This window comes from Ruegeria sp. C2 (assembly GCF_056537765.1).
In genome coordinates, this window is sequence record NZ_JBQFRZ010000002.1 from 169,883 (window position 1) to 196,040 (window position 26,158).

Sequence of the window (26,158 nt, forward strand, 5' to 3'; positions counted from 1 at the left end):
AAGCCCAAATTGGTTTTGTCGTACACGCCGCAAACTAACGAATAGTTTGAGACGTCTCAGTTCAAATAGGATCAGACCGCCCACTCACAGCGATTGCCCGTTTTGGGGAACTGCATTGTGACATTGTCGACCAAACCACAACTGCAGCAATAAGCCGTTCTGGCGACTGCGCGATGTCCGTTTTATGCGTGAAAGCTGCAGTTCATAGCGCATATTTCTGCAAGAGTAGCGAAGGTCTGCTTTGCGGACAAAACTGCCATTGGATCCTAAACAATCAATGACCGCTATCAGCTTAAATCGATCGTTCAGAAAAGATTATTCTGGTCAAGTTGAAGGATTCCGATGCTACAGTTCTCTTGTCGAATGGCTGTTTGCGTCGCTGCTAAAAAATAGAAACGCACCGAATATGCCCTTGTGGCGACCGACTGTGTTTATTTTGATGTAAATTGAAGGAGCGAACAGATGTCATTTAGACTTTTTGGATCAGTAGTTGTCGCTGCCACTACGATAATCGCGGCTTCTTCGACCGCACAAGAAATTGCCGACACGATCTATACGGGCGGACCAATCCTGACGATCAACGATGAAGAGCCGACCGTAGAGGCTGTAGCTGTCAAGGACGGGCGCATTCTTGCGGTAGGGGACCTGACAGAGGTTATGAGCAAGCAGGGTGATGCCACCGAACTGTTTGACTTGGATGGTCGGGCGATGCTTCCGGGGTTCATAGACAGTCATGGGCACGTCGTATTTGGCGGATTGCAAGCGCTCTCAGCCAATTTGCTGGCCCCGCCTGACGGCAACGTCACGGACATAGCAAGTCTACAAGAGACGTTGCGCGTATGGGTTGAAGAAAACACCGAAGCTGTCGAACGCGCAGGTGTTGTCATCGGGTTTGGCTACGATAACGCTCAACTCGCTGAGCTGCGGCATCCAACCCGCGAGGACCTGGACGCAGTAACAACTGACCTGCCAATTATTATTGTGCATCAATCCGGGCACATCGGGGTCGCCAACTCCAGGGCGCTGGAACTTGTGGGTTTTGACGCGGCCACGCCGGATCCTGCCGGTGGCATCATACAGCGAGACGCAAACGGAGAGCCAAACGGAGTTCTTGAGGAATATGCGTTCTTCGGCGCGCTTGTTCCAATTTTGGGTCAACTTGGCCCGGACGCCCTGTTGGCCTTCGCCGAGGCAGGCGCGGAGCTCTGGGCAAGTTTTGGTTATACGACGGCTCAAGACGGGCGTTCTTCTGGAGAAGTGGTGGAAGCCCTCAAAGCTGTGGCCGCCGAAGGCAAAATCCCGATCGATGTCGTGGCGTTTCCAGACGTGTTGGAGGCACAAGACTACATCGCTGAAAATACTTCATCCGAATACGCAGACGGTATCCGCGTTGGCGGCTGTAAATTGACCATCGACGGGTCACCGCAAGGCTTCACGGCACTTCGGGATCGACCCTATTACGATCCGGTAGGTGACTATCCCGCAGGCTACGCTGGCTATGCCGCCGTAACCATGGAGCAAGTGCAGGAGGCTGTGAACTGGTGCTACGAGCGCGGCTTCCAGATCATCACGCATGCCAATGGCGAAGGTGCTTCGGATATGCTGATCGCGGCGCTGGAGGTTGCTCAAACCAAATACGGCGACCCGGGAAACCGCCCGGTACTGATCCACGGTCAGTTTTTGCGTGAAGATCAGGTGGATGCATATAAACGTCTCGGCGTGTTTCCGTCGCTTTTTCCGATGCACACGTTTTATTGGGGTGATTGGCATCGTGATCACACGGTTGGACCGGTCAACGCAGACAATATTTCGCCCACAGGCTGGCTCGTTGAACGGGACATGATGTTCGGGTCGCACCATGATGCTCCGGTGGCGTTCCCCGACAGTATGCGCATACTCGATGCGACCGTTACACGCCGGACCCGTTCCGGAGACATTCTTGGGCCACACCAGCGCGTTGACGTAATGACAGCCTTGAAGGCTTTGACAATCTGGCCAGCCTGGCAGCATTTTGAGGAAGTTCAAAAAGGCTCAATCGAGGTCGGGAAGCTCGCGGATTTTGTTCTGTTGGCGCAAGACCCCACCGCTATTGATCCTGAAAAGCTGGATCAGAACCGGGTCGTTGCCACCATCAAAGAAGATGAAACGATCTACGTGGAAGGAATACGGGAGGGGCGACTGAACTACGAACCACGCGGTAATGGCAGCGATCCCTATGCGGATTTCCTGCGGTCGTTCGCAATTGCCCAAGAAATGCAGAAATCGCCTAGTGCGTTGAGCCGGATGCGGCCATCGGTTTTGTCCCGAGCACCGCATTCAGGCGCCTGCGTGGTTCGCACTTTAGGAGACATTGTCAATGCATCGCTTGTCGCGCCGACCGAAGGCAACCAATAGCTAACAACGCTTGAGTATGTCATAACAAACAGAACGGGCTGAGGGCTTCCTGCATTGAGTTTGTTAGAAGGGCCACAGGTGTGGCGTTCGCAGCGAACATCTGGTCTAACGCGCCATAGCTCAGATTGGCCAATCGATGCCTAACGACAGGTTTGGACCGACGGCCAAAAATTGACTTGTCTGCTTTCTGCGTATTGCAGCCATTCGGGCATCGCGCAGCATCGGTCAAAGTGGGCTCTATGCGGCCATTCTCTGCGGCTTGCATGATCGACTGGTCGCAGCCCCAAACTAGACATTCAGAGTCGGACTTTGCAAAGTCCGAGACGGAATAGGCGGACTTCTTACCTATTTGAAGATCATGCAAACTTCATTCAACTTGAGAACCGGTGTGGTAGCTTGGTCGAGTGAGTTCATGAGATCAGATCAGTCCAATTGGAGAACGACCATGCGTCATATCGAATTATTTCGGATATTACCAAAGGCGACCATAGCCTTTGTGGCTTCAGTATCGATGGCCTGGGGATGCACTGGCATCATGTTGACAGGGCAGGATGGAAGCATCGTTCGCGCAAGGACCGCCGAATGGGGGCCGTTCGATCTTGAGACAAAGATCAACATTATTCCGCGAGGTTTCACGTATACCGCAGGCGAAATGCCAGATGGGCAAGACGGAGCAAACTGGATCGGCCGATTTGGAATGGTCGGTATCAGCATGTTGGATCATGGGGCTCCCGCAGATGGCATCAACGAAGCTGGGTTGACCGCCGGGCTGTTTTATCTGCCCGGATTTACTGAGTATCAGGAGTACGACCCTGACCTTTCCGACAACACGATTCCCGGCGATTTGCTAGCCAGCTATGTTCTTTCCCAATTTGAGACAGTTGAAGAGGCTGCCGCCGGGTTGGCGAATGTCCGTGTTGTCGGGGTCGTAGATGAGACTCTCGGATTTCCCTTCCCATTTCATATGTTGGTTGCTGACCGGTTCGGCGGAAGGATCGTTGTCGAGTACATTGACGGTGAACTGACGATTTTCGATGCCCCGCTTGGCGTGATCACCAATTCGCCAAACTACGATTGGCACATGACGAACCTAAACAACTACGTAAACCTGTCGGCCCTTGGGCTTCCGGAAGTTGAGGCAAGTGGCGTTACTTTTGCGCCCCTTGGCGCTGGGAGTGGAATGATAGGGCTGCCAGGCGACTTCACACCCCCATCCCGGTTTGTCCGCGCAGTCGCCTTTTCTCAGACGGCGCGGGAGACGCAAGGTGGCTATGACACCGTGCGCGAGGCGTTTCGCATTCTGGATAATTTCAACATTCCGGCCGATGCAGCGGAGGGCGCTCAAGACGATGTGCAGTCGGACGACCTGCTTTACAGCGCAACTCAGATCACGACCGCTGCGGACTCTCTCAACCTCGTCTACTACTATCACACGATGTATGACAGAACGGTGCACATGGTCGATATGAAGCAGATTGACTTCGGAGCTATGGGAGACGAGATGATCGTCTTTGAAACCAGCGGTGATCGCGAATCAACGTTAGTCGATGTGACCCCAACGAATTGACGTGTTACCACGCGGGCCGTGGCGGCATCACCGCTGGCTGCGGCCCAATAAAACTTCGGAATGGAGGGTTTACCGCTCCAGCGAATTAACGGCGCTAGGCTCGAAGCCGCGTTCACCACTGTTCGCACTAGTGACTGGAGGCAGCCCAAACCGGACATTCACCAGCGAACTTTGCAATTTCCGCAACGCGCCAAAACCAGCCCTCGTGATTTGTCGGCCCTGTTGGTTTTTTCGATTAACGAAAGATCTGATTTCGCGTCTTGTAGAGCCCGATACCCATGAGGATGCAGAAGGTCCACGGCATGACAAACATTGGAGCGCCAGTTTCAATGGCAAACTTGGTCACACCATAGAGGTCATGTAAACCAACCCAAACAAGGGCAAAGAGCAAATACCACCACGCCCACTTTTGGCCTCTGCGCAGCGCAAATTTAGAAATTAGGACGACGGCTAAAGCAGCAGAAACAATATTCACGCTCGCCAGATCACCTAATAATACGACAAGAGGACCAGCCTCAGGGTTGACCGCAGCAAGCTGGCCAAAGCTGAAGTCTAATCTGTGTACTATAAATGACCACATTGAATCCGGGTGAGCAAAGTTCCATTTTGATGTGACATACATGAACAATCCCGCGGCCAGCGGCACCAGCCCTGCAAACATAGCCCATTGCCACCCCTTAACTTCTTCGTTCATTCTGATCCCCTTCATTCCCTTGTTTTGCCAAGCAAGTAACCATTGATTTGCTCCGACCGCCCACGAGTTTGCGGGCAGTCTGGCTGATAACCGACCTGTTCAATCTCGCTTCAGCCCGATATGGCGGCTCGCGAAGATATTCTGTTGGTCGCTTGCATTTTCTTCATGGCAGGAAGAGCAGCGATCACGCGGCATAAGCGAGGCGGTATCTGCATATTGTCTTTTATGCCCGAACTGAAAATAACCCAGATTTGCAGTCTCATCGGGAAAGCGCTCGGAATCCTTGATGATGTAGCTCCGGCCAATGAAATGGCTCTCGGAAACCGAACCGTCCTCGGCCGGTTCCGCGAGAGCCGTGAACTCCTTGACCATCTGAGCGCCTTCCGGCCAAACGCCTGTGGCCATATAGATCGCATAAGTGTGGGGTTCGACATAGGTATCCAGCGCTTCGGCTGTCTCTGCCGGTTTCAGGTCAATGATGTTAACGGCCCCCTTCGGTAGGATAAATGTGCCAACATTGACCCATTGCCTGTAATTGAGGGGGCGGTCGACAGATCCATCCGCGTTGTAGTGAATGGGTAATCTGGCGACGTCTTCAGCAAAGACTGTGCTCGTGCTTAGAATGGCTGCAAGGGTAACCACAGTGAGTTGTTTCATGATTTCATCTCCCGACTAGCCTCCCCTGTTCAGCCGCCAAAAGTGCGAACTGCCGAGGGAAGTGGTTGTTTGATTAGAGCGACGTCACTCCACGCCGAGAATGTATGGGAATTCAGCCGAATAGCGGTTGGCATCGTTGGCGTTGTCGTCAATTGCTACGCCAGCCATCAATTCCAACACGGTATTCATCGCATCGTCACTCAGACTGCGCCCGTTCAGGCTTCCAACAGTATAGCTGGCCTCGGAACCCGGTTTGTAGGTCAGCACATCCGGCATCAGCGTGTCGGCAACCATATTGGCATAGGCCATCTCGTTGCCTTCCTGACCATTCGATACAGATACGGCCCAGAAGATGTTGTTTACGAGCGCTTTGCGACGAACAGCGACATCTTCATCCGGTCTGTGCTGCTCATGATCTTCCTGAACCGTGGGAGTGTCCGCAAAGAACACATAGGGAAACAGGACGTTTGCATGGCGTGAGACCTGCGCCCAATTTTCATTGTAGGGCACAGCGGAGGTGGTGAAGACCTTGATTTCATTGCTGAGCATCTCGTTGGGAATGTCCGCCACGATGAAGCTGGCAGTTGCTCCGACAAACAGGTCTCCGCTCTCCTTGTAGACATCAGGCGCAAATTGGCCACTGGCCTGAGCTGCGTTGAAGGCAGCAACACCGATGCCATTGCCAAAAAATGGATCCTGTCCCCGACCGGTCCAGATGCGGATACCGTTGCCCAACTCGATGGTTTCGCCAACATTGCCACTGCCGAGAGCATCACCGGCTTCGCCAACGTCAGCATTTGGATTATTGATATTGCCGATTGTCACCGTGTCTCCGTCAAAGGAGAACGTGAGGGTCATGCCCGTAGTGAACTCCCCGTCCTGAGAGATGTGCAGATTGTACAGACCTTCTTCGCCAAAGGTTGTTCCGGAGATCGGCCCCGCTTCACCCGGCGCGCTTGGGTTGGCAGATGAGATTATTGTTGTGTAGCCGTCCTTACTGGATTGAAAAACATAGGTGTCGTTGAGGTCATATGCAGGGTACTGCCCTTGCAATCCGGAAATAAAATGGCCGGATGCAAGCCCGGAACTTGTCATGCCTGAGACGGCCAGTGCAGCCGATAACCCTACAATGGTTAATTTGGATAGAAATGTCATTTCACAGTCCTTTCTTGGGTGTTGATTGAGCTTCGATGCCGAGAGGGAGTTCGCCGCTAAGTGTGTCGGCTCCGGCGTTTCGAACCGAACTGAACGTCCTCTGCCTCAAGCGCGGCTAGCAAACGGGGTGGATCAAGCCGGAAGTCGGCATAAACTACGGTATTGTCAGGATCGATCACCGTGAACCAGGGTGTTCCCGCGGTACGGTAATCTTCCATAAAGGTCGGGTAACGCTCATCATCCGCCGCCAGATCGTGCCCGAAGGGGATGTTTAGCCCGTATCGCTTTTGGTTCACGCTCAATTTGTCGAATGTATTGGTATCAAACCCTTCGAAAACAGTTTGTATGGCCGCAAAACCAATTTCTTGATCTCTCAGTGCTTCGCGCAGCTCCAATAGCGTCGGGAAACCGCGCGTATGGCAACCAGGGCACCAATGCTGGAAGCAGAAGACGACTTTGTAGCCAGCGCCAAGGTCGCAAAGTCGCAAAGGCTCGGGATCAGAGTTGCCGTCGCCATCAATCCAGCTGGCAACGCGAAATTCCCTCGCCACGTCATGTAGTCGTCCAAATTGCATGGCCCCTCATCACGAAACGCGTGGCGTGTGCTGCACCAGGTAGAGCTTTGAGCAGGTGCGGCATCATCGCGTTGAAGTGACCTAATTATGAGCAGGACCGGAGGATTTTACCAATTCCTGACGGCTATATGTTCTATGCCCAGCCGGTCAGTGTTGAGCGCTGTAGAAATTTTGATGCATCTCGTGGTTTAACGACCTACGGCGCGCTCCAATCAAAGTCGCGGGCCATTTGGACGATCTGACGAACTTCTTTCAGAGTGCCTGATCCGGACACTGCAACAAGCGTGACCTGCCGGCGCAGGTCAAATCCGTGGATTGGCAGCAATGTTATACCAGCCACGATTTGCGAACGCTCTGCAAGCACACAAACGCCCAAACCGCTGGCAACAAGCTGCTGCACCCAATCTTCGCGTTCGGAGCGTACGCGAGGGACAAGCGAGACATCCCTATCCATCAGATGCTCGATGATCCGGGTGCGGAATTCACAGTGAAGCCGGTCGATATAGTTTTCTTGTGCGATCTGCTGAAGTGTTACCTCGTCGTCTTTCGCCAAGGCATGTGCTTCGGCCATCGCCAGCCTGATCGGTTCTTCAAACAGGGGTACAGACTCGATCTTGAAATTCTGGGCAGGAGTTTCGGGTAGGATCGCCAGATCGTATTTTCCAGAAAGAATTTCGGTTTCGCTTTCACCCGGAGGCATCGGTGTAATGTGCAACTCAACGTCCGGCAGCTGTGACAGCACGTACTCAAAGAACTGCGACATAACTAACGGGGTAATCGTCGTCATCACCCCGACGGATAGTACCCGCTTTCGTCCACTGATTGAATTGTCTGCCACTTCGCGAATGGCATTCAGCCTAGCCACGATCTGCATAAATTCTAGCTGCATCTCACGGCCAAGTGCGGTCAAACGGCTGTCTTTGCCATCGCGGTAGATGAGAAGCCCTCCCAGTTCATCTTCGAGCCGTTGAATAGCCTTGGTCAGGCTGGGTTGAGACACGCCACTAAGGCGCGCAGCCTCGGTGAAGTTCAAGGTATCCGCTAGGTGCACAAAGTACTTGATTTGGTTGAGATCCATTGGTGCCACCTTGATAGCTTTCGATTTGCGCATGAGCGCTCACGATTGCATCCAATTAGATTGAAACTCTTCACGCATGGCAACTGCCACGAAATTTAAGTCAAATTTCCTGCAATAAGATGAAACCGGACGTCAGCTTTGAAGCGCTGAAAAGCTGTCGTGGTATCGTGCAGCAAGTGTCGATCTGGGCTCGAAGCTGCCCAATGCGTTTGCGTCGTTCGCCAATGAAACAGCAACCTGACAACGGCTATTCAAGCCACCAGTAAACTGAGGCGTCAGCGCTGTGCTGATGTCTGGGATTGGCGGGAGGATTGGAGAGCAAACTATGCCAAGAGTCCAACTTCCCGCTGTTACCCCGAAACGAAGAGCCTGGAACAAGGGCCGGATCATCGGCCAGAAACGACCACTGTTGCCGAAACAGGTCTGGGCGATCCGCGCGCGGCTCGAACTGGCGGGCAACCTGCGCGATCTTGCGCTGTTCAACGTGGCCATTGATAGCAAGCTTCGCGGATGCGATTTGGTGAAACTGGCCGTCACCGACCTAGTGAGGGACGATCGCGTTCGCGAACGCGTGTCCGTGATCCAGAGTAAAACCAAGCGGCCCGTTCAGTTCGAACTCTCTGAAAACACGCGGGATACCATTGCCGCATGGATCAAGTCACCGGAGATGCTCGGCTGCCGTTTCATGTTTCCCAGCAGGTTTCATGACCGCCCGCATATCTCAACGCGCCAATATGGCCGGCTTGTGAGGGGTTGGGTGGCCGCGATTGGGCTAGAACCCAGTGGATACGGCACCCACTCGCTGCGCCGGACCAAAGCAGCTGAGATTTACCGCAAAACCGGAAATCTCAGAGCGGTTCAACTTCTGCTCGGTCACACCAAGGTAGACAGCACAGTACGGTACCTTGGTGTCGAACTCGAAGATGCGCTGAGCATTGCCGAGCAAATCGACATCTGATCCACGTTGGCGGGCGGCTCTTGCCGTTCGCCAATCCTGAGCGGACCTGCGTTCGCGGCGCAGCGGCGGGGCGGATCGAGCCCAGAGTGCCGGATGCTGCGCAGACGTAATTGCCGGACAACCATTGAAACCCGACGTTAGCGATATTGAGGACGGCCCGGAGCTGCCGTCCATTGGACAACTTCGATGCTGCGTTGCGGTTCGTCAAACCTGCAGTTCGCTGCCAGCGCGAGACAGGGGGAAGGCCAGTCGAACAGTTCGCGGATTTTCCGGGCCTTCAGCCAAACGCCTTACACGCGCGCAAACGGTCCCAACTGCGCCTTACTAACAGGGTCAAGCGCCGTATCGGAGCTTGACCGAAGCGGCCAATAGTCCGACTCGGGCACACGGAGTCATGCGAGTGTGAGCACAAGATACTAAAATTTATGTGAAATTTGTTATCTGTCCCTAAAAAGTCAGTTCTGTTTCGCAAAGAAGTACTCAGACAGGCAATTTCGACTTGGATTCGTCTATCTGTTCAATGTCAATCTCGGCCAGCGAATAAATGACGCAATCCGCAGCCGTTAGTTCACTCTCGTGATCTTCATGAAGAAGACCCACGCAGTAGAAACCACCATTCTTTGCCGCTTCGACCCCGGAGGAGGAATCCTCGATCACGACACATTCATCCACTTTCAGCCCCAGCCCGCGGGCGGCGGTGAGGAATATATCAGGGTTGGGCTTCCCTTTTTCGACATCATCGCCCCCGATAACAACCGGAAAGGCATCCAACAAACCAGCTTTTTCAAGAACGGCTCGGACGTTGGCGCTGCTGGAAGCAGCCGCCAGACCGTATCCCTCCGACTGGCATTGTCTTACGAGGCGCACAGCAGCATCGAAGACCCGAAATTCGCCTTGCTCGATCATTTCAACATAATAGTCATTTTTTTTGTCTGCGGCGGTTCTGACTTCATTCTCCGAATGCCGGGTCATGACCGCTCGCGCCCCATCATAACGAGGGCGCCCATCGACAAGCCTCCGGTATTCCGCCCTTCCAAACTCATACCCGTATTCTTCGAACATGCGTTTCCAAGCAGCAAAATGCGCCGGTACGGTGTCGACCAAAACACCATCGAGGTCAAAGATCAGTCCTTTGATCGGCATGCTGAATCTCCTGGTTCGAGCCTGTGCAAGAAACACGTAGCATGTAAGGAATTTTCTTCAATCGGCTGGCATGTGAATGTTTATCTGGCATAATTATTCACCCTGTCAGGATCCTGCTAACGAACAATAGTGAACAAATGATCGACGTTAAAAAACTTCCATTTGAAGAACGCGCCCAGTGCGCTGCCTATATGCGCGCGACGCACAACATGTCACAGGTAGAGATCGGAGCCATTCTTGGAGGCCTCTCTCAACCGCACGTATCGCGGTTGCTGAAACACGCTGAACGCCAAAACTACCTGGTAATCGAACAACGCTTCGTCAAAGAACAATTCTCAGACGAGTGGATTGTCCAGATGGATGAATTGCTGGCACCTACTGGACTTAATTCTGATCTGAAACGATATTGCAGCAGGAACAACCTCAGACCGCCTCGGCTTGGGGTGTTTGAAAGCGGCCCGGGGAACACCGAGGCTGCGCTGTCACAGCGCCGTACCAGGTTTGGACGAACCGCATCCGGACGATTGATAGAACTGATCGAGAAATCGAACGTCATCGGCGTTGCGTGGGGTCGAACAATCAAGTCTCTGGCAGACGGGATTGCAGCCTCAAGGCAACCCATAGATAAATCGCAAAAGACTGAGTTTGCAGCAGTTTGCGCAGAATTGATGTCACTGGCTCAGCACGGATACTCTGCCAGCCGGCTTGCCGGAACGTTTGATGAGCTATTTAACGACCAGCCAGAGGATAGCCCTCAGCTAACGGGTTTCCCGGCATACATACCCCGTCACTACGATGAAACCATGCGCCGTTCCATTTGGCAGTACATCTCTGACACCCCGGGATTTCACCGCGTGTTTTCGGGTCCAGACGCATTGATTGGCAAAATGGATATGCTGATTTCCAGCGTTGGATCTTCAAGCACTCCGGTTCTGGGCAGCTTTGAAGAACTGGTTCAGGCAGGCGGGTTAAGGGCTGACGATCTTCGGCAATTAGTTGTCGGGGACCTTGGCGGCATTTTGATCCCGAGAACCGAAATTTCACAGGCCAAGATGGACCTGATTGACGAGCTGAACGGGCTGTGGACCGGAATCAAAACAGAGCATGTCAAGGCCATCGCAGATCGGGCGTTTGACGATCCCAACCAAAGTGGGGTTGTGGTCGTCGCGATTCAGAAGGAACGAGGTGATACGATATTCGAATTGATCACCCGAGGGCTTGTCAACGAATTGCTCATTGATCACGCAGCGGCGGAACAACTGCACATGCGCATTGCCGAGGTCCTTGCAGACTGACTGCGAGACCTCGGCGCACCTAGACCATTCCTGAGAGAATTGCCCTGGTCGTCAAGCTGGCTGCGGCGCGAAGACCACTTCCTCTCCTGCAATCAAAGTAACAGGATGACCCATTACCTCGATGTTTTCTTTCATGCCGGACGGAGCAATGAGTTTAAACCGGCACTCTTCATGAGAAATCGCAACTTCGACATCATTCCCCTGCCACTTCAGATTGAATCGGATATCGGACCATGTCTCAGGCAGCCAGGGTTTGAACGTCATCTTGCCTTGCTTGACCCGGAACCCGCCAAATCCACACACAAGCGACTGCCACGTGCCACCTGCCGATGCGATATGCATCCCGTCCTGTGTATTTCCCTGATTGTTGACCAGATCAACAAAGGCAGAACGTTCGAAATAGCGATGAGCCGAGGAAATGTCGCCGACTTCGATCCCCATGATCGAATGAATGGCCGGGCTGAGCGATGATTTATGCATCGTGCGCTTTTCGTAAAACGCATAGTTCGCCTTTTTGATTTTGTCTGAAAACTCGTCAGGCAAAAGATAATTCAACATGATCACGTCAGGTTGCTTGAGCAACATCGAGCCATTCAGTGAAAAGTGATCATGCCCCTCGGGGTAGACCGGCATACGGTTTTTGTCCCATTCGGTGATGGGAATGTCCTTGAGCTGGAAATACCCTTCAAATTGCTCAATCAGATTGCGGGACGGGTCAAAGGGAACATAGATTTTTTCGGCCGTTTCCAACCAATTATCCACTTCCTTTTCTGTTAAGTCTAACCGAATCCGCAATTCGTCATGAACCGCTGACGAAGCCATGCTGAACTCTTTGAAAACACGCACCGATTGCTCCAGATGCCATTTCGCCATTCGGTTGGTGAACGTATTGTTGTCGACATGTTCGTGAAACTCGTCCGGCCCGATAACGTTTGTCAGCTCGTACCGGTCCTTGTCTTTGTTCCATTCCAGCCGACTGATCCAGAACCGACTGGTTTGATACAAAACCTCGGCACCGAAATCGCGAAGGAAATCTCTGTCTCCGGTCGCCGCAACATAACTGAGGATGCCATATGCCACGCATGCGGTGACGTGAATCTCTTCTTCTCCAGTCCATATGCGGTTCGCGCCGTCCGCTGTCCATTTTGGTGTTGTCTCCACTCCGGTATCAGCTGATTCCCATGCGTACTGTGCGCCCTTAAGCCCATTCAATCGGGCGTTCTCAAGTGCGCCGTTCAACGTGTTGTAACGGTATTTCAGAAGGGCTTTGGCCGTCTCCGGCTGCGTGAAAATGTAGAATGGCAGCAGGAATATCTCGGTATCCCAGAATACGTGACCCTTGTAGCCTTCCCCAGACATGGATTTGGCGCCGATGTTCGCGCGCGGGTCGTTTTCGTTGGCTGCTATAAGCAAGTGATAGATGTTGAAGCGCATCGCCCGCGTTGCTTCAGGATCACTTGTCACCACACAATCACAGGAATCCCATTTTTTGCGCCAGGCTGCGGCACTTTCGCTTAGACATGCGGAGAACCCTTTGGCATGCGCGGTCTCAAGGGAGGCTTCGCACTTGGCCGCCAATTCTGCGCCGTTCAGATCTCGCGATGTATAAATCGACACCAGCTTTTCGAAAGTCAGACTTTGCCCGTTGAGCGCCTCGACAGAAACGGTTTGCGAAACCTGCTCATAATCAAGGTTTGCGCCTTTGAACTCGCTGAAGGAAGGACAATCCAAGGCAGACGCCATGCCAATCGAAATGCCAGTGTCCAGAGTCAGAGCTTCGATATAAGACGCATCGCTGCTTGCATGTGACTGAGTGACCTTCAGGTGTCGGCTTTTGGCCCATTTTTCCCACTTTACCTCGGGATGGAAATCCGGGTTTCCTTGATAAGCTGGCAATCGATCCAGATTGTATCGATGGGCATCAAGGGCGCTTTCGACAGTGATCTCGGACGAGTGGTTTTCCGGAGTGACGATCAGGCGAATGCCACAGATGTGCTGATCGGCAAAACTGGCAAACCGAATGCTGTTGATGCGGGTACGACGGCCTGTGCTATCTTCGAACAGAGTATCCCGAAGCAGAAATCCGGTCTGCAGATCCAATACGCGCCTATGTTCGACCACTTTACACGTTTGGACATCCAGAATTTCACCTTCGACACGGACCCGAAATGGCAACCAGGTCGGTACATTGACTTGATCGATTACCGTCGAGTCATGGTGATCGTAAACACCGGCCAGATAGGTGCCAGACAGTTCACCCTTGTGGCCCTCTTCCAGCGATCCGCGTGTGCCCTGATAGCCGTTGCCGACCGTGAAAATGGTCTCCTTGAAGTTCGCCTCATCCAGATTGAATTGGGTTTCTTCAATCAGCCAGTCGCTACTGCTCAGCAATGTCTGCATGTCAGGGCTCCATTCGGGTGATATTTCGGATAATTCAGTCGCCGTAGGTTTCGGCAATCTGACGTTCGGTTTCTTCAAGTGATCCGTAGACATCCAGCTCGCTGCTCGAGCAGCGCTGCGCCCCTGCACAGTTTCCGAACTGGCAGGCTTTGACGAAATCACCAGTCTTGAGGTAGCCAAAAGCCAAGCCACCAGCAAAGCTGTCACCGCAACCCGTGGTGTCAACCACATCCTCGACAAGCACCCGTTTGACCAGATGTTCCCGCATCCGGCCGGTTGCATCCTTGTGGTAAACGGCGCAGCCGTGTTGATCCAGCGTGACGTAAAGCGCCTTGACGCCCAGATCCAAGCAGTGTTGGGCGAACTTGGGCAACTGGTCCATCGTGAGCTCGCTTATGTCCTGCAACTCGTCAGAGCCGTATTCCCCTTTGAACCAACTGCATTGAGCCTCTTCCAAGTTCATCTTCAGAAGGTCGATATGCGGAAGCCAGCGATCCCGATCGATCCAGAATTTATGATACCGTTCGCCATGTGCTGAACAGCCACTGGTCGGACCATGCGCATCAAACACAACCAGGCCATCGCTGTTGGCCTTGATGTATCGGATTGTTTCCAACGGAACCTCGAAATCCGTGATTGGCACGAAAACAAAGGCCTCGCAGTCCATCAGATCTTCGATGTCGTCGGGCAGGATCGGGTTCATGAAACCCGTTTGCTTCTCATTACGATGGTTCTGATCTACGTAGACCAGATCGATCACCGCGCCCTGATCTGCATCACCGGTGACATGGCTAACATCCAGATGCGGAAACTCAGACAGCAAGGTGCGAACAATGTCGACATCTGACCTGCGCACATGGCTGACGACGTTGATCCGCGAACCCGGACCGGCCAGCGAGGACATGCAGACCGCCGTGTAAACTGCGCAGCCAAATTTATTGAATTTCTCACCTTGATAGCTGGTGATATTGTCCCTTGGGATCGGGCCAAGGACTGCGACGTTGATCTTGTCAGACATTTTGGTCCCTTGCTTGTATTCGCTGTTTTGCCGACGTGCGTATGCGTGATTATAGCAGCTTCAGTTCTGATAGATCTGTTCGCTGGTATAGAACCCACCGTCGATCACCGTGCTGTCGATCGTATCTTTTGACACTGCTAAAACAGGGGTGATAACCGTCGGAATTTCCGCAAAACCATTGTCGATCAGCGTATGTTCTCCGATCAAATCGCCAATTTCCGCATCCGGAGACTGGGCAATTTTCACGGCGATATCCGCCGCCTCATAGGCCAGAGGTTTGATTTGCTTCCAGATTTCCAGCGCCTGTACGTTATCAGCAACCATTTGGACGTTTCTCAGATCAGCATCTGAACCGGCAACAAAGACCTGATCCGCCGATGCCAGATCCTCATCCGACAATGCTGCCAGAACCCCGAAAGCAAGCCCGCTGTTATTGGCAATGAATGCATCGATGTCGTTGTCATATTCGACCAGAAGGTTTTCGGCAGTGTCTCTGGCCATATCCGGCGACCAGTCTACATGGCTGCGATCTGCAACAAGTTCGAGCCCCGGATGATCGGAAATTACTTTCAACACACCACTGCTAAGCGCTTCGGCATTGGCATCACCAGGCTGACCGCGGATCAGGGCGACCCGGCCTTTGACCTCACCGCGGATATCATTCAGCCAGTCCACCATCGCTTCGGCCTGAAGCTGCCCGACAGCCCAACTGTCCTGCATGACCATGACGTCAAGCGGCCCGTCCTGCAGCATCGAGTCGTACCCGACGACTTTGACGCCTTGATCGTGGGCCAAATCAACAAGGGCACCAGCTGTTGCGGTGTTGACGGGTTGCAGGACCAGAACGTCCACCCCCAATTCCAGCATTTCCTCAACCTGCTGCAACTGACGCAAAGGGTCATTGCCGCTGCTGTCGAAGATCACGTCTGCACCTTGGGATTCCGCGCGGGCGATGAACAGAGATTTGTCTGTCTGGTATCTGGCTTCCTGCATGGTCTTGAGCAGGAACCCGATCTTGGCGTTGTCCTGCGCTGCCGCGATCATTGGCAGCGATGCCGATAGAAGGCCGGCCAAACCCAAAGCTCTGAGGCCGTTTGTGCGTAAGGTTGCTAAAATGGACTGGACCATCGCTTACCTCCCAACTGTCATTCAAGTTTTCGGGGATTTTGGCTTTGCCCCCGGTGCATATGACCGGGGGCAGGCCAGCAACATTATTTCTTCTGCATCACATCGAACCAGACGGCGAGGATGATGATCAGGCCCTTGATGATCAATTGATAGAACGTGACTACACCAAGCAGGCTCATGCCGTTGTTCAGGACCCCGATCAGCAGGGCACCGATGATGGTTCCACTCACCTTGCCAGAACCACCCGCCAAGCTGGTACCGCCGATAACAACCGCTGCAATCGCGTCAAGCTCGAACATCGTTCCAAGGTTGGGCGAGGCACCGTTCAGACGCGAGGCCAGGATGATACCAGCCAGCGCCGACAGAACCGAAATGACCGTGTAGACAATCATCTTGGTGCGGACGACGTTAATGCCGGACAGGCGAGCCGCATCTTCGTTTCCGCCAAGCGCATAGAGGCGGCGACCAAAACGGGTGCTGTTCAGCGTATAGATCCCGGCAAACGCAATGACTGCAAAGATCGCGACTGGAACAGGGATCCCTTTGTAGCTGGTGAACACGTGGAAGGCCAAAGCAAACCCGCCGATCATTACGGCCCCGTTGACTAGCAGTTCCTGCATATTCACTTCGACGCCATGCGCCTTGCTTTGCTGAACGTCCCGGAAGATCGAATAAACAGCAAGCGCAGCACACACAATCAGCACGATACTGGACATCATCGGCGGGATATAAGCCCCACCAATCAATGGGAACACATTACTCGTTACCGGGACAGAACTGCCGTTGGTTAGGGTCAGTGCCAAACCGCGTGCGATGGTCAGCATTCCAAGGGTTATGATGAATGGTGGTATGTTGAACTTGGCTATCCAGAACCCGTTCCACAGACCTATTCCAACACCCACGATCAAAAGGGTTGCAGGCACCGCCAATATTGTCGGCACGCCCCATTGCATCATGAGCGTACAGACGACTGCTGATAACCCGACGACAGAGCCAACGGATAGATCAATACCCGCAATCAGGATGACCATGGTCATGCCTACGGCAATGATCCCGATGATGGTAACCTGACGGGACAGGTTGCTAAGGTTCCGCGCGGTGAAGAACGCGTCGTCGGCAAAGCTGAGCCCAACGACAAGCACGATCAACGCAATTAGCGTCGCATTGTCCTTTATGAAGTTTATCAGGTGGTTTTCCTTGGCGCCGTTGACGCCAACACCTGCAACGTTGCTGTCAGCACTCATTTGCTTCCTCCCTTATGCGCTGCCGGTGGCATACGCCATGATTGCTTCTTTCTTCGCGTCGTCCCGTTCAAAGTTCGACACGATCTCGCCTTCGCACATCACCAGAATCCGATCGCACATGCCCAAAACCTCGGGCAGTTCCGAAGAAATCATGATGACGGTGACACCCTGCTGGACCAGTTCGTTCAGCAACTTGTAAATCTCGACCTTAGCGCCGATATCGATCCCGCGTGTGGGCTCATCCAGGATGAACACATCCGGGCGCGAGTTCAGCCACTTACCCAGAATGACCTTCTGCTGGTTACCGCCGCTAAGCGTTCCGATTACTGTATCAATGGAAGGTGTTTTGACACCAAGCTGGTCGACATATTCCTTAACGACTTTGCGTTCCTGCTGGGTGTTGATGATGCCCAGAACCTTTGAACTGATCGTCTCAAGCGAGGAAATTGTCGTGTTGAAGGAGATGGATTTGTCGAGAAACAAACCCAGTGCCTTACGGTCCTCGGTCAGCAGCGCGATACCGGCATCGATTGCGTCCTTCGGAGATTTGATATCCAGCTTTTGCCCGTTCAGCTTCACATCACCGGTGGTCTGATCCGGATAGGCACCAAATACACCGCCAACCAATTCGGTCCGGCCCGCGCCCATTAGCCCGGAGATGCCCAATATCTCGCCTTTGCGGGCAACGAAGCTGGCGTTCTTGACCAGATAGCTGCCAGGCAGATCGGGGTTTGTGACGGACAGATCGTTGACCTCCAAAGTCACCTCACCCGGTGTGAAATCGACCTTGGGAAACATATCCTTGATGTCGCGCCCGACCATTCGGGCGATGATCTGATCCAGCGTGATATCCGCGATCGGAGTGACTTCACCGATCGTTTGGCCATCGCGCAGAACCGCGATCCGGTCGGCGATCTGCTCGATCTCTTCCATTTTGTGCGAAATGTAGCACATGCAGACGCCGTCGGCTTTCAGCTTGCGGATGATACGGAAGAGATCCTTGACCTCCTTATCGGTCAGTGCCGACGTCGGTTCGTCCAGCACCAGTATCTCGGCCTTGAGCGACAGGGCTTTGGCAATCTCAACCATCTGCTGTTTGCCCACAGTGATGTTCTGCACCAGATCTGTCGGGCGAATGTCGTTGATACCCAGTTCGGTCAGCAGTTTCTGGGTTTCGGCAAATGTCTGGTTCCAGTTGATCCTGCCCTTGGCATCGGTGAACTGGCGATCCAGAAAGATGTTTTCGGCAACCGACAAACCGGGGATCAGGTTGAGTTCCTGATAGATGATGCCAATGCCGGCCGCCTCGGCCTCTTTCGTATTCGCGAACCGGACTCTTTCACCGCGCAAAAAGATATCGCCCTCGTAAGTTGGATAGGGCCAAACCCCGCTAAGCACTTTCATGAGCGTGGATTTGCCCGCTCCGTTTTCTCCCATCAACGCCAAGAGTTCGCCCGAGCGGGCTTCGAAATTGACATTGTTCAGGGCGCGAACACCGGGAAAATCCTTGATGATACCCTGCATTTTCAGGACGACTTCAGACATGCTTTTTCCCATCACATTCAGAAAGGTATTTCGGACATTCCCCACCCTGACCGGCAGTTTCGCCGTGACGGGTTAAGGAAGGAGGGCACCATGAAGCAGCGCGCGGGGAGTACACGCATAGGGAGCCAGATGGCGAAAAGCCCTCCTTCAGGAAAAGGTCCCGAGGATCAGTTCCCGTAGACTTCTTCCTTGGAGTAGAAGCCGCCAGCGATGATCGTGTCATCGATGTTGTCCTGTGTCACAAGCGTGATCGGAGTCACGATTGTCGGCACATCGGCGAAACCGTTGTTGATAACCTTGTCCACCTCGACCAGATCAGCAGGTGCAGTGTCCGGCGCATTAGCCAACGCCACTGCAACTTCTGCCGCGGTTTCCGCAAGTGGATCGATCTGTTTCCAAATTTCTACAGCCTGCTTGCCTTGCGCCACGTATTGGATGTTTGCCAGGTCGGCATCGGATCCGGCTACAAATACTTTGTCTGATGACGCAAGCCCCTGTGCTTCCAATGCCGCGATAACACCACGGGCCATGCCGCTGTTGTTGGCGATAAACGCGTCGATGCTGTTGCTGTTAGAGGTCAGCGTGTTTTCTGCAGTCGCCATGGCCTTCTCAGATGACCAACCTTCATGCGCCTGATTTGTTACCAGTTCCAACCCCGGGTTCGCTTCGACAATCTCCAACACACCGCTGCTCATGGCAATCGCGTTGGAGTCGCCCGGTTGACCTTGAATCAAGGCGATTTTGCCGGACACCTCTCCATTCTTCTCCTGCAGCCATTCGACCATGGCTTCGCCTTGCAAGCGGCCCACGGCCCAGCTGTCTTGCATCACCATCGCATCCAGCGGCCCATCCACGAGCATTGAGTCATACCCGACAACACGCACACCTTCGCTGTTTGCCATGCTGACCATGCTACCGGCAGTGCCGGTATTCACGGGCTGCAACACGATGACATCTGCTCCCTTGGCGAGCATGTTTTCGAATTTCGCGAGCTGCGTCAGCTCGTCATTATTCGCTGAATCAAAGATAACCTCGGCGCCCAGTTCCTCAGCTTTCGCAGTAAACGCGGCGCGGTCACGCTTGTAGCGTTCTTCCTGCATGGTTTTCAGCAGAAAGCCAATTTTGACATCGCCTGCATACGCTGTCCCGGCAGTTAGTGCGACGGCGGCGACAGAAAGCAAGGCGGCTCTACGGGTAATGGTCTGCAAAAGGGACATATTTCCTCCAGTGTATGTTCCTTGGCTGCCGGTCCAATCGGGTTGGCAACGCTAAATGCTTCGCAAATTGTGCTGGGTGCCGGCTAACCGGTAAGAACAAGCGTCAATCTCAAAGCGATAACGCTAACATAGCGGTGAAGATTGAGAGGAGAATTTGTATATTTAGAAAGCATAGATATTCTCAATACCGTTGGGACTTCTGCGCCCAAAGGGATTTTACATATTTAACAACACCATAATTGATTGCCACTCACTAATTGAATACATTGAATCCTCTTGGACAGGCCGCGACAGAGTTGTGCCATAATCGCAAAGCGGGTTGCAAAGCCGCGAAATCGGCAATCAAACATCCTGATGAGATAGCCAGGCCGAAACCGTTTGGCGGTTTCTCTGTTTGCATACTCAAGCGGACCAATAAGTCAGTTCACGCAGACGTCGTCGAATGACCGCTAAGCAAGACTGGGAATGGCTTTTCGCGAGAGCAGCGAAGGTCCGGTTTATCCTTTGCTGTTTTCGCCGCCGGCGCGAAGGACAAAAAGTGGCCGTTCAGATCACGAACGCCAATGACGGTATTTTCCCGCTTCTCGTTAGTCGGTCGTGGTTGCAGCGAAAGGGCGGTTCGAATTTCGCGCCTCTGACTGGCATTGAATGACCGCTCTGACGACATCGGCTGCATCGCAGCGATGAGCGTGCCGCACCTGCAATAGAATGCTACATTAGCAAACACCTGAAATGGCAATGGCAGCAAAGTCCACGTCTCGCCTATTCATGCGGCGTGCAGCGAACGTCGCTTCATACAGACCGGCTCTTGGTGCAAGTCGCAGAGAAAGCCTGCAAAGAGCCCAACCTGTACCCTGGATTTTATTGCTGCATGCGCTTGTAGCAGTAACAACATTGCAACTGCCGAATATCTTGTGCGGCCAAGCAGCGGAAAGAACTGTCATTCATGCAAATAGCAGCGATGCTCGCGGCGGCAGTTCACAGTTTGCTCAACAAAGCCGTCCTTCACTTCATCCGCAACAGCTATCGCCTAGCTGAATTGGTGGACACGGGACCGTGGCATATGAACAGTAAACACAACAGTCGCCTTCCAACGGCTTCAAAACTGTTTTGCACGACTTGCATTCATAGAACCACTGGCAAGCATCCGTTGGCATTTGCTCGGTTTCGCTGTGGCCGCACTTCGGGCAAATCAGGGTGCCTTCTAGGACTACAGTTTGTTTTGTCATAGTCTCACATCTGCATGATCAGGTAATCGTTAATCCGTGCCTCGTTAAACACAACGACCCAAGCCACGCCGGTGATTAGAGTTGTTCCTGCAAGCCGCCATTTTAACGTCGGTAAGGAACCGCGCCGATAAGATACCAGCCACGATATCGCGACGAGCGCCGTTGAAATCGTCAGCACATAGTAACTCGCTGCCGCAACCTTCCCAAAGATTGCCAACCAACTGCCGCCCAGCCCCAGTAACATCATCATCATGGGCAAAACGCAGCAAGTCGCGACGCCAAGCGCTGATAGCGATCCCAAATAGCTGAGGCTAAGGTACTTCTGCATTCTGTTTCCCTGATGGACTACGTCGCGCGGAGTTGTAGAGACAACAACCTCTCGAATAACTTCTGTAGCCACTACAGGATCAAGACAGGAAATCTCACATGTTTGCGATTGGGGAGGCATCCCGGCAAAGCGGTGTCGGAATTGAAACTATCCGCTACTACGAACGCGAAGGGATCGTGCCGAAACCAGAAAGGGCATCGAATAATCGACGCATGTACTCTGCGCACGATGTGGGACGGCTTTGTTTTCTAAGGAAGTGCCGAGACTTGGGTTTTGCGCTTGCCGATGCAAAGGTGCTTCTCAACCTGTCCGAAGGTGATAGCGAGGATTGCCAATCCGTTAAGGAACTGGCCGAGCTTCATATCTCCAATGTGCGTATGAAGATAATCGAACTTAAGCGATTGGAGGCCGCCCTGAATGAACCTACGGCCAACTGTAACATCGGTAACGTTTCTTGCCCGATGCTTACGCAGATACGGACCTACTAATGGCACTTTGAGGCTCGCAGTCGCCCTATGCCAACGCAGCATGACCCAAGATTCGGGCCGCGCAGAATCTACCGTTCGTTAGAGAGGTCAACTCGTTGATTTAGTAATGTTTCAATCAATCAATGAACATTTGTGCCTGGCCGCGGTGTTCTTGAAGCACGCGGCGATTTCGGACAGTGAGCCCTACCTGCCGTGCCTGAGCAATCAATTTGCTGCATACGCATTCGGCAGGTTTTATCAGAAGCCGACCTCTGATTTCCGAAACGCAGAGCAATGCGTTCTGCCTATCTTTGTCCCAAATTGGGCTAGGCAGACTCAGATCTTCTGTTGCTTTCCATTGTATCAAGGCTTGTATCGTGTGTACTCAAATTCCATATACACAAGGCTTACGTTTTTCTTTTTCGACCTGCTGTCTCCCAAACTCGGCGTTCAGTCTTTCGATTCAGACCGACCACGCCGAGTCGCCGCAATGATGCGGGCGGCAAGTATTAGGAGACTTCCACCATGGCAAATGGCACAGTAAAATGGTTCAACTCGACCAAGGGTTTTGGCTTTATCGAGCCTGAAGATGGTAAGCGCGATGTGTTCGTGCATATCTCAGCACTTGAACGTTCCGGCATCAGCGAATTGAAAGACGGCCAGAAGGTCACTTTTGACGTCGAAGCTGGCCGTGACGGACGCGACAGCGCCGCCAATCTGGCACTGGCCTGACCTTTTACGGGCACCCTTATGGGGTGCTCGTTTGCACAACGGGCTGCTAAAAGCCCTTGGAGAACAAGTCAGTTGCAACAGCAGGAATTGACCCGGGCGCTCGCGCAATACCGTGTGCCCGATACGAAGCGTAGCGTTTTTGAACTGACAATCACTGTCATCCCCTTTTTCGCGCTATGGGGCGCAGCGTGGTTTGCGCTATCCCTTAGTATCTGGGTCACTGTTCTACTGGCCATCCTGAACGCCGCATTTCTGGTGCGTATCTTCATCATCATGCATGATTGTGGTCACGGATCTTTCTTTAGAAGCCGCAATGTTTGCAATTGGACTGGCCGGGTTCTGGTTGTTCTCGCCCTGACACCCTATGACGTCTGGCGGCAAAGCCATGCGATTCACCACGCCTCAACCGGCAACCTTGATCGGCGCGGGATGGGCGATATCCCTACGTTGACTGTAGAGGAATACCTGAAGCGCAAGTGGTCCGGTCGTGCCGCTTACAGGTTAATCCGGAACCCCTTCTTCCTGTTCTGTATCGTACCGGTCTACACGTTCTTTTTTCAAAATCGCTTGCCCTTTGGTTTCATGCGGTCAGGCTGGCTGTATTGGGCAAGTGCAATGGGAACAAACGCCGCGATTGCGGTGGCCCTGGCTCTGATTTTTTGGACCGGAGGCCTGGATGTACTGGTTTTTGTATTCCTTCCAACCATGATCGTCGCCGCATCGATTGGTATTTGGCTATTCTATATTCAACACCAGTTTGAACACACGACTTGGGAGCGGGAAGAAGTGTGGAATCTTCAGAACGCCGCATTCTATGGAAGTTCTCACTATGCCCTGCCAGGCATCCTGCGGTGGTTCTCTGCCAATATCGGTGTGCACCATGTTCACCACCTTGCCAGCCGCATACCGTTTTATCGGCTAAACGAGGTATTGCGTGACCATTCCGAGTTGGAAAATTGCCAGCGTATTACTCTATATGAGAGCCTTCATTGCGCACGATTGCATCTTTGGGATGAAAAAAGTCAACGTCTGCTGACTTTTTCCGAGGCTTTGTCGAACGCCAATTCCAATTGGCATCTAGTGTAGCCTGGCGCGCACCAAAAAGGCTTCGACAGTATCACCGCCGAGGGCGCGAATGGCCTCTAGTCGGTGAAGGCCTTCAATCAGCACGAACCTCTTGTTGTCCGCGCGTATCTGGATCGGGGTCTTCTGGCCGTTCTTCAGAATATCTTCGGCCAGCGTCAGGACTTTTTGCTGATCAAGTGTTTTTGCACGCTTCACAGGTACATAGATCAGGTCGAGCGGGTATGGTTTCTTCTCCAGCATAAGCTACGTGTGCAACCTTTCTTGCATTTATTCCGGTACAGAGCTCGCTTCAAAAGCGGGGCGGGAACGCACGTCAAAGAACCGAACGAACAGCATCGCGCAGTTCCCGATGCATGATCCAAGTGGCTGGCTCATCGTCATTTTCGACGTGAGAAAATGCCAGAACTTGCGCGGCGCCATCATTCTGCACCGATCCGGCTTCGGGAAGTTGGAGTTCCAGATATTCAGCGATCAATAGTCCGATTTTCTTGAAGACCTTGATGGACGCCTCGCGCGATTTGTAACCGGCTGCCTGTGACAAGTGACCAATAGTCAGACCGTCCTTGCCCGCGATTGTAAGTGCTTTGAGCATTGTGACCTGCGCAGGGGTGAGCCTGATCTGGCGCAATGCCTCTGCATATTCTCTTTCACTGGGAACGAAGGTGCCGGAGTTTCCCTCCAAACGGCGTTGACCGCTACGTTTCCTGTCTCGTTCTTCGAGAATTCCTTTTAAGGCTTCAATGGCCAATGCTGGTGTTTCGCCGACTGCATCAGCAATCATTGCCTGCGTTTTGGCTGGTGGCTTGGGGAATGCGCGCGCAACGCTGTTACCGCTCAGAATGCCAGCCTTAATCAAGTACTTGCCAAACTCTTCCTCAATCACACCGGCTACGTCAGCGTTCCGCGACTTACGAACACTGCGTTCCTGAAATGCTCTTTGATCTAGGACGCGAATTGCCGATTTTGGGTGCCGGAGGCTAACCTGAGGGGTGCTTTTACGCATCAGAGAAACACCACCACAATTATGGCCGCAACAAACACCGCCAACGCGACAAACATCTTTATGCTGTAGGACCAGCGTTGCGCCTTTTCGGCCTTGAGTATTTTACCCAGGTTTTCGTCAATCGAGTTATGGTTCACGGATTCGTCCTTCCGGATATGTCAGGAGGTATTGGTTCCCACCAACCTATTGTCGCGGCACATTTTCGGTGCACTTATCGTTCTGTCGTGTAAACGGCCGATTGCATTCCCAACCGTCACCTCTCCGATTCAAGTGAGCATTTGAAGGGACACGGATCGCAATGCATCTGTCCCGGTTTGCGCGAAAACCTCGTTTGCATTTCCATCCAGAAAAGGTTTCAGGCGCAAGATATGCATGCTGTGGAATTGCCACAGGTTCACAGCTACTCTCCGCTGCCCTGTAACCTCTGAGGCACACCCAACCATCCGCGCTGTTTTTGTCAGTCAGGCGGCCGTTGCTCGGGACATTAATCGCAACACAATCCTGGTCCTCCTTACGAAATCCCCAGTTGCAGTGTATTTCTTGTGCGCCAAACCTAGTTTCGACGTACCCATTTTGAGGTGAAATCACCTCTTCACACTCGTCCCCGATACGCTGGAACAACCGGTTGCATTCCCACCGATCTCCGGTTGAGGCAAGATAGGCATTTTCCGGAACTCTTATTTCCTCACAGAGTTCTTCAACGTTTTGAAAACCATGATTGCATTCCCAGCCGCTGCCATAGGAGCTACCCGTCAAATATGCGTTTTTTGGTACGTCTGTTCTTTGACACGATCCGTTCTTGTTTTCGAAGCCTTCGTCACAGACCGATCCATCAGCATTGCCTGCGACTTGGGCAGGAAGCTGCGTTCCTGGGAGCAACACCAAGAGTGCCGGGATCAAACAAAGAATGCAGCGTGTAAACACGATTAATGACTGATTGAAACGGAGCCTGAGACCTGATCTATCGGGCATCAAGCACGCAATTTATGAGCCATGTGCTGTTCATACGGCGCCTTCTTTCCTGGGTCACGCGATAACTGGTGTATGGCGGGTGACAGTTGCGAATGCTTGCGAGGAACGAGCTCATAGCGAAGACCCCAGCGAAACCCGTTCCTATGCTGGGGCACATGCTACAGTTATTCTGAAGGCCATTGGATCATCGAAGCCGGCAGCATCGCGGCGACGAGTAATTTTCACCAATGCACTTTTGTGGTCCTTAGCCAGAATAGAGTCAAGGAAGTTTCC

24 protein-coding genes are annotated in these 26,158 nt (G+C 53.0%); 7 read left to right on the forward strand and 17 right to left on the reverse strand.

What is annotated here, in order from left to right:
* Positions 1-462: 462 nt before the first annotated feature.
* Together ACR0IV_RS10545 and ACR0IV_RS10550 are read left to right on the forward strand one after the other, a co-directional pair.
* Positions 463-2,394: an amidohydrolase gene (locus tag ACR0IV_RS10545; protein ID WP_480659015.1), complete on the forward strand. Its 1,932-nt coding sequence runs from the start codon at positions 463-465 to the stop codon at positions 2,392-2,394.
* A gap of 358 nt (positions 2,395-2,752) precedes the next feature.
* Positions 2,753-3,961 carry a linear amide C-N hydrolase gene (locus tag ACR0IV_RS10550; RefSeq protein WP_480659016.1) on the forward strand — a complete coding sequence of 403 codons (1,209 nt, stop codon included), beginning with the start codon at positions 2,753-2,755 and terminating at the stop codon, positions 3,959-3,961.
* Positions 3,962-4,196: 235 nt separating this feature from the next.
* On the opposite strand, the gene ACR0IV_RS10555 is transcribed toward ACR0IV_RS10550, so the two are convergent.
* The 5 genes from ACR0IV_RS10555 to ACR0IV_RS10575 form a co-directional block, all read right to left on the reverse strand.
* The gene (locus ACR0IV_RS10555; RefSeq protein ID WP_480659018.1) at positions 4,197-4,655 is read right to left on the reverse strand and encodes a hypothetical protein; all 459 of its coding nucleotides are present in this window, start codon (positions 4,653-4,655) and stop codon (positions 4,197-4,199) included.
* Between the two features lie 99 nt (positions 4,656-4,754).
* On the reverse strand, positions 4,755-5,312 hold the full coding sequence (locus ACR0IV_RS10560; protein WP_480659019.1) for a cytochrome P460 family protein: 558 nt from the start codon (positions 5,310-5,312) through the stop codon (positions 4,755-4,757).
* Between the two features lie 84 nt (positions 5,313-5,396).
* On the reverse strand, positions 5,397-6,467 hold the full coding sequence (locus ACR0IV_RS10565) for a DUF4331 family protein (RefSeq protein ID WP_480659020.1): 1,071 nt from the start codon (positions 6,465-6,467) through the stop codon (positions 5,397-5,399).
* Between the two features lie 56 nt (positions 6,468-6,523).
* The gene (locus tag ACR0IV_RS10570; protein WP_480659022.1) at positions 6,524-7,042 is read right to left on the reverse strand and encodes a peroxiredoxin family protein; all 519 of its coding nucleotides are present in this window, start codon (positions 7,040-7,042) and stop codon (positions 6,524-6,526) included.
* 196 nt (positions 7,043-7,238) lie between these two features.
* Entirely contained in the window at positions 7,239-8,153 is a 915-nt protein-coding gene (locus ACR0IV_RS10575; protein ID WP_480659023.1) for a LysR family transcriptional regulator, read from the reverse strand.
* 292 nt (positions 8,154-8,445) lie between these two features.
* Between ACR0IV_RS10575 and ACR0IV_RS10580 the strand changes: the two genes are divergently transcribed.
* Entirely contained in the window at positions 8,446-9,078 is a 633-nt protein-coding gene (locus tag ACR0IV_RS10580; RefSeq protein WP_480628407.1) for a tyrosine-type recombinase/integrase, read from the forward strand.
* A 480-nt stretch (positions 9,079-9,558) separates the two neighbouring features.
* On the opposite strand, the gene ACR0IV_RS10585 is transcribed toward ACR0IV_RS10580, so the two are convergent.
* Entirely contained in the window at positions 9,559-10,221 is a 663-nt protein-coding gene (locus ACR0IV_RS10585) for an HAD family hydrolase (RefSeq protein ID WP_480659025.1), read from the reverse strand.
* 803 nt (positions 10,222-11,024) lie between these two features.
* Here ACR0IV_RS10585 and ACR0IV_RS10590 point away from each other — a divergent pair.
* Positions 11,025-11,516 carry a hypothetical protein gene (locus ACR0IV_RS10590; protein WP_480659027.1) on the forward strand — a complete coding sequence of 164 codons (492 nt, stop codon included), beginning with the start codon at positions 11,025-11,027 and terminating at the stop codon, positions 11,514-11,516.
* 51 nt (positions 11,517-11,567) lie between these two features.
* On the opposite strand, the gene ACR0IV_RS10595 is transcribed toward ACR0IV_RS10590, so the two are convergent.
* The 8 genes from ACR0IV_RS10595 to ACR0IV_RS10630 form a co-directional block, all read right to left on the reverse strand.
* Positions 11,568-13,916, reverse strand: coding sequence for a glycoside hydrolase family 65 protein (locus ACR0IV_RS10595; protein WP_480659029.1), 2,349 nt, complete (start codon positions 13,914-13,916; stop codon positions 11,568-11,570).
* A gap of 34 nt (positions 13,917-13,950) precedes the next feature.
* The gene (locus tag ACR0IV_RS10600; protein WP_480659031.1) at positions 13,951-14,934 is read right to left on the reverse strand and encodes a carbohydrate kinase family protein; all 984 of its coding nucleotides are present in this window, start codon (positions 14,932-14,934) and stop codon (positions 13,951-13,953) included.
* Between the two features lie 60 nt (positions 14,935-14,994).
* Positions 14,995-16,062, reverse strand: a complete 1,068-nt coding sequence (locus ACR0IV_RS10605) for a substrate-binding domain-containing protein (RefSeq protein WP_480659033.1) — start codon at positions 16,060-16,062, stop codon at positions 14,995-14,997.
* An 83-nt stretch (positions 16,063-16,145) separates the two neighbouring features.
* Positions 16,146-17,306 (reverse strand): sugar ABC transporter permease, encoded by a 1,161-nt coding sequence (locus tag ACR0IV_RS10610; RefSeq protein ID WP_217354249.1) that lies wholly within the window; start codon positions 17,304-17,306, stop codon positions 16,146-16,148.
* A 12-nt stretch (positions 17,307-17,318) separates the two neighbouring features.
* The gene (locus ACR0IV_RS10615; protein ID WP_480659035.1) at positions 17,319-18,851 is read right to left on the reverse strand and encodes a sugar ABC transporter ATP-binding protein; all 1,533 of its coding nucleotides are present in this window, start codon (positions 18,849-18,851) and stop codon (positions 17,319-17,321) included.
* Positions 18,852-19,018: 167 nt separating this feature from the next.
* A complete protein-coding gene (locus ACR0IV_RS10620) occupies positions 19,019-20,059 on the reverse strand; it encodes a sugar ABC transporter substrate-binding protein (protein ID WP_480659037.1) in 1,041 nt (346 codons plus the stop codon).
* A gap of 1,019 nt (positions 20,060-21,078) precedes the next feature.
* A complete protein-coding gene (locus tag ACR0IV_RS10625; RefSeq protein WP_480659038.1) occupies positions 21,079-21,297 on the reverse strand; it encodes a GDCCVxC domain-containing (seleno)protein in 219 nt (72 codons plus the stop codon).
* Between the two features lie 4 nt (positions 21,298-21,301).
* Entirely contained in the window at positions 21,302-21,625 is a 324-nt protein-coding gene (locus tag ACR0IV_RS10630; protein WP_170499188.1) for a hypothetical protein, read from the reverse strand.
* A gap of 98 nt (positions 21,626-21,723) precedes the next feature.
* On the opposite strand from ACR0IV_RS10630, the gene ACR0IV_RS10635 reads away from it, so the two are divergent.
* From ACR0IV_RS10635 to ACR0IV_RS10645, 3 genes are all read left to right on the forward strand, one after another.
* On the forward strand, positions 21,724-22,113 hold the full coding sequence (locus ACR0IV_RS10635) for a MerR family transcriptional regulator (protein ID WP_480659039.1): 390 nt from the start codon (positions 21,724-21,726) through the stop codon (positions 22,111-22,113).
* A 504-nt stretch (positions 22,114-22,617) separates the two neighbouring features.
* Positions 22,618-22,824, forward strand: a complete 207-nt coding sequence (locus tag ACR0IV_RS10640; protein WP_170430361.1) for a cold-shock protein — start codon at positions 22,618-22,620, stop codon at positions 22,822-22,824.
* A gap of 18 nt (positions 22,825-22,842) precedes the next feature.
* Complete coding sequence (locus tag ACR0IV_RS10645) at positions 22,843-23,910, forward strand: fatty acid desaturase (RefSeq protein WP_480659040.1); 1,068 nt, start codon at positions 22,843-22,845, stop codon at positions 23,908-23,910.
* Here the strand turns inward: ACR0IV_RS10645 and ACR0IV_RS10650 are convergent.
* The 3 genes from ACR0IV_RS10650 to ACR0IV_RS10660 all read right to left on the reverse strand — a co-directional run bounded on the left by ACR0IV_RS10650 (position 23,902) and on the right by ACR0IV_RS10660 (position 25,050).
* Positions 23,902-24,150: a ParB N-terminal domain-containing protein gene (locus tag ACR0IV_RS10650; protein WP_170452343.1), complete on the reverse strand. Its 249-nt coding sequence runs from the start codon at positions 24,148-24,150 to the stop codon at positions 23,902-23,904. The genes ACR0IV_RS10645 and ACR0IV_RS10650 overlap by 9 nt on opposite strands.
* Positions 24,151-24,223: 73 nt before the next feature.
* Positions 24,224-24,913, reverse strand: coding sequence for a hypothetical protein (locus ACR0IV_RS10655; RefSeq protein WP_480659042.1), 690 nt, complete (start codon positions 24,911-24,913; stop codon positions 24,224-24,226).
* Positions 24,913-25,050, reverse strand: a complete 138-nt coding sequence (locus ACR0IV_RS10660) for a hypothetical protein (protein ID WP_480659044.1) — start codon at positions 25,048-25,050, stop codon at positions 24,913-24,915. The genes ACR0IV_RS10655 and ACR0IV_RS10660 overlap by 1 nt, the downstream gene beginning before the upstream one ends.
* Positions 25,051-26,158 lie beyond the last annotated feature (1,108 nt).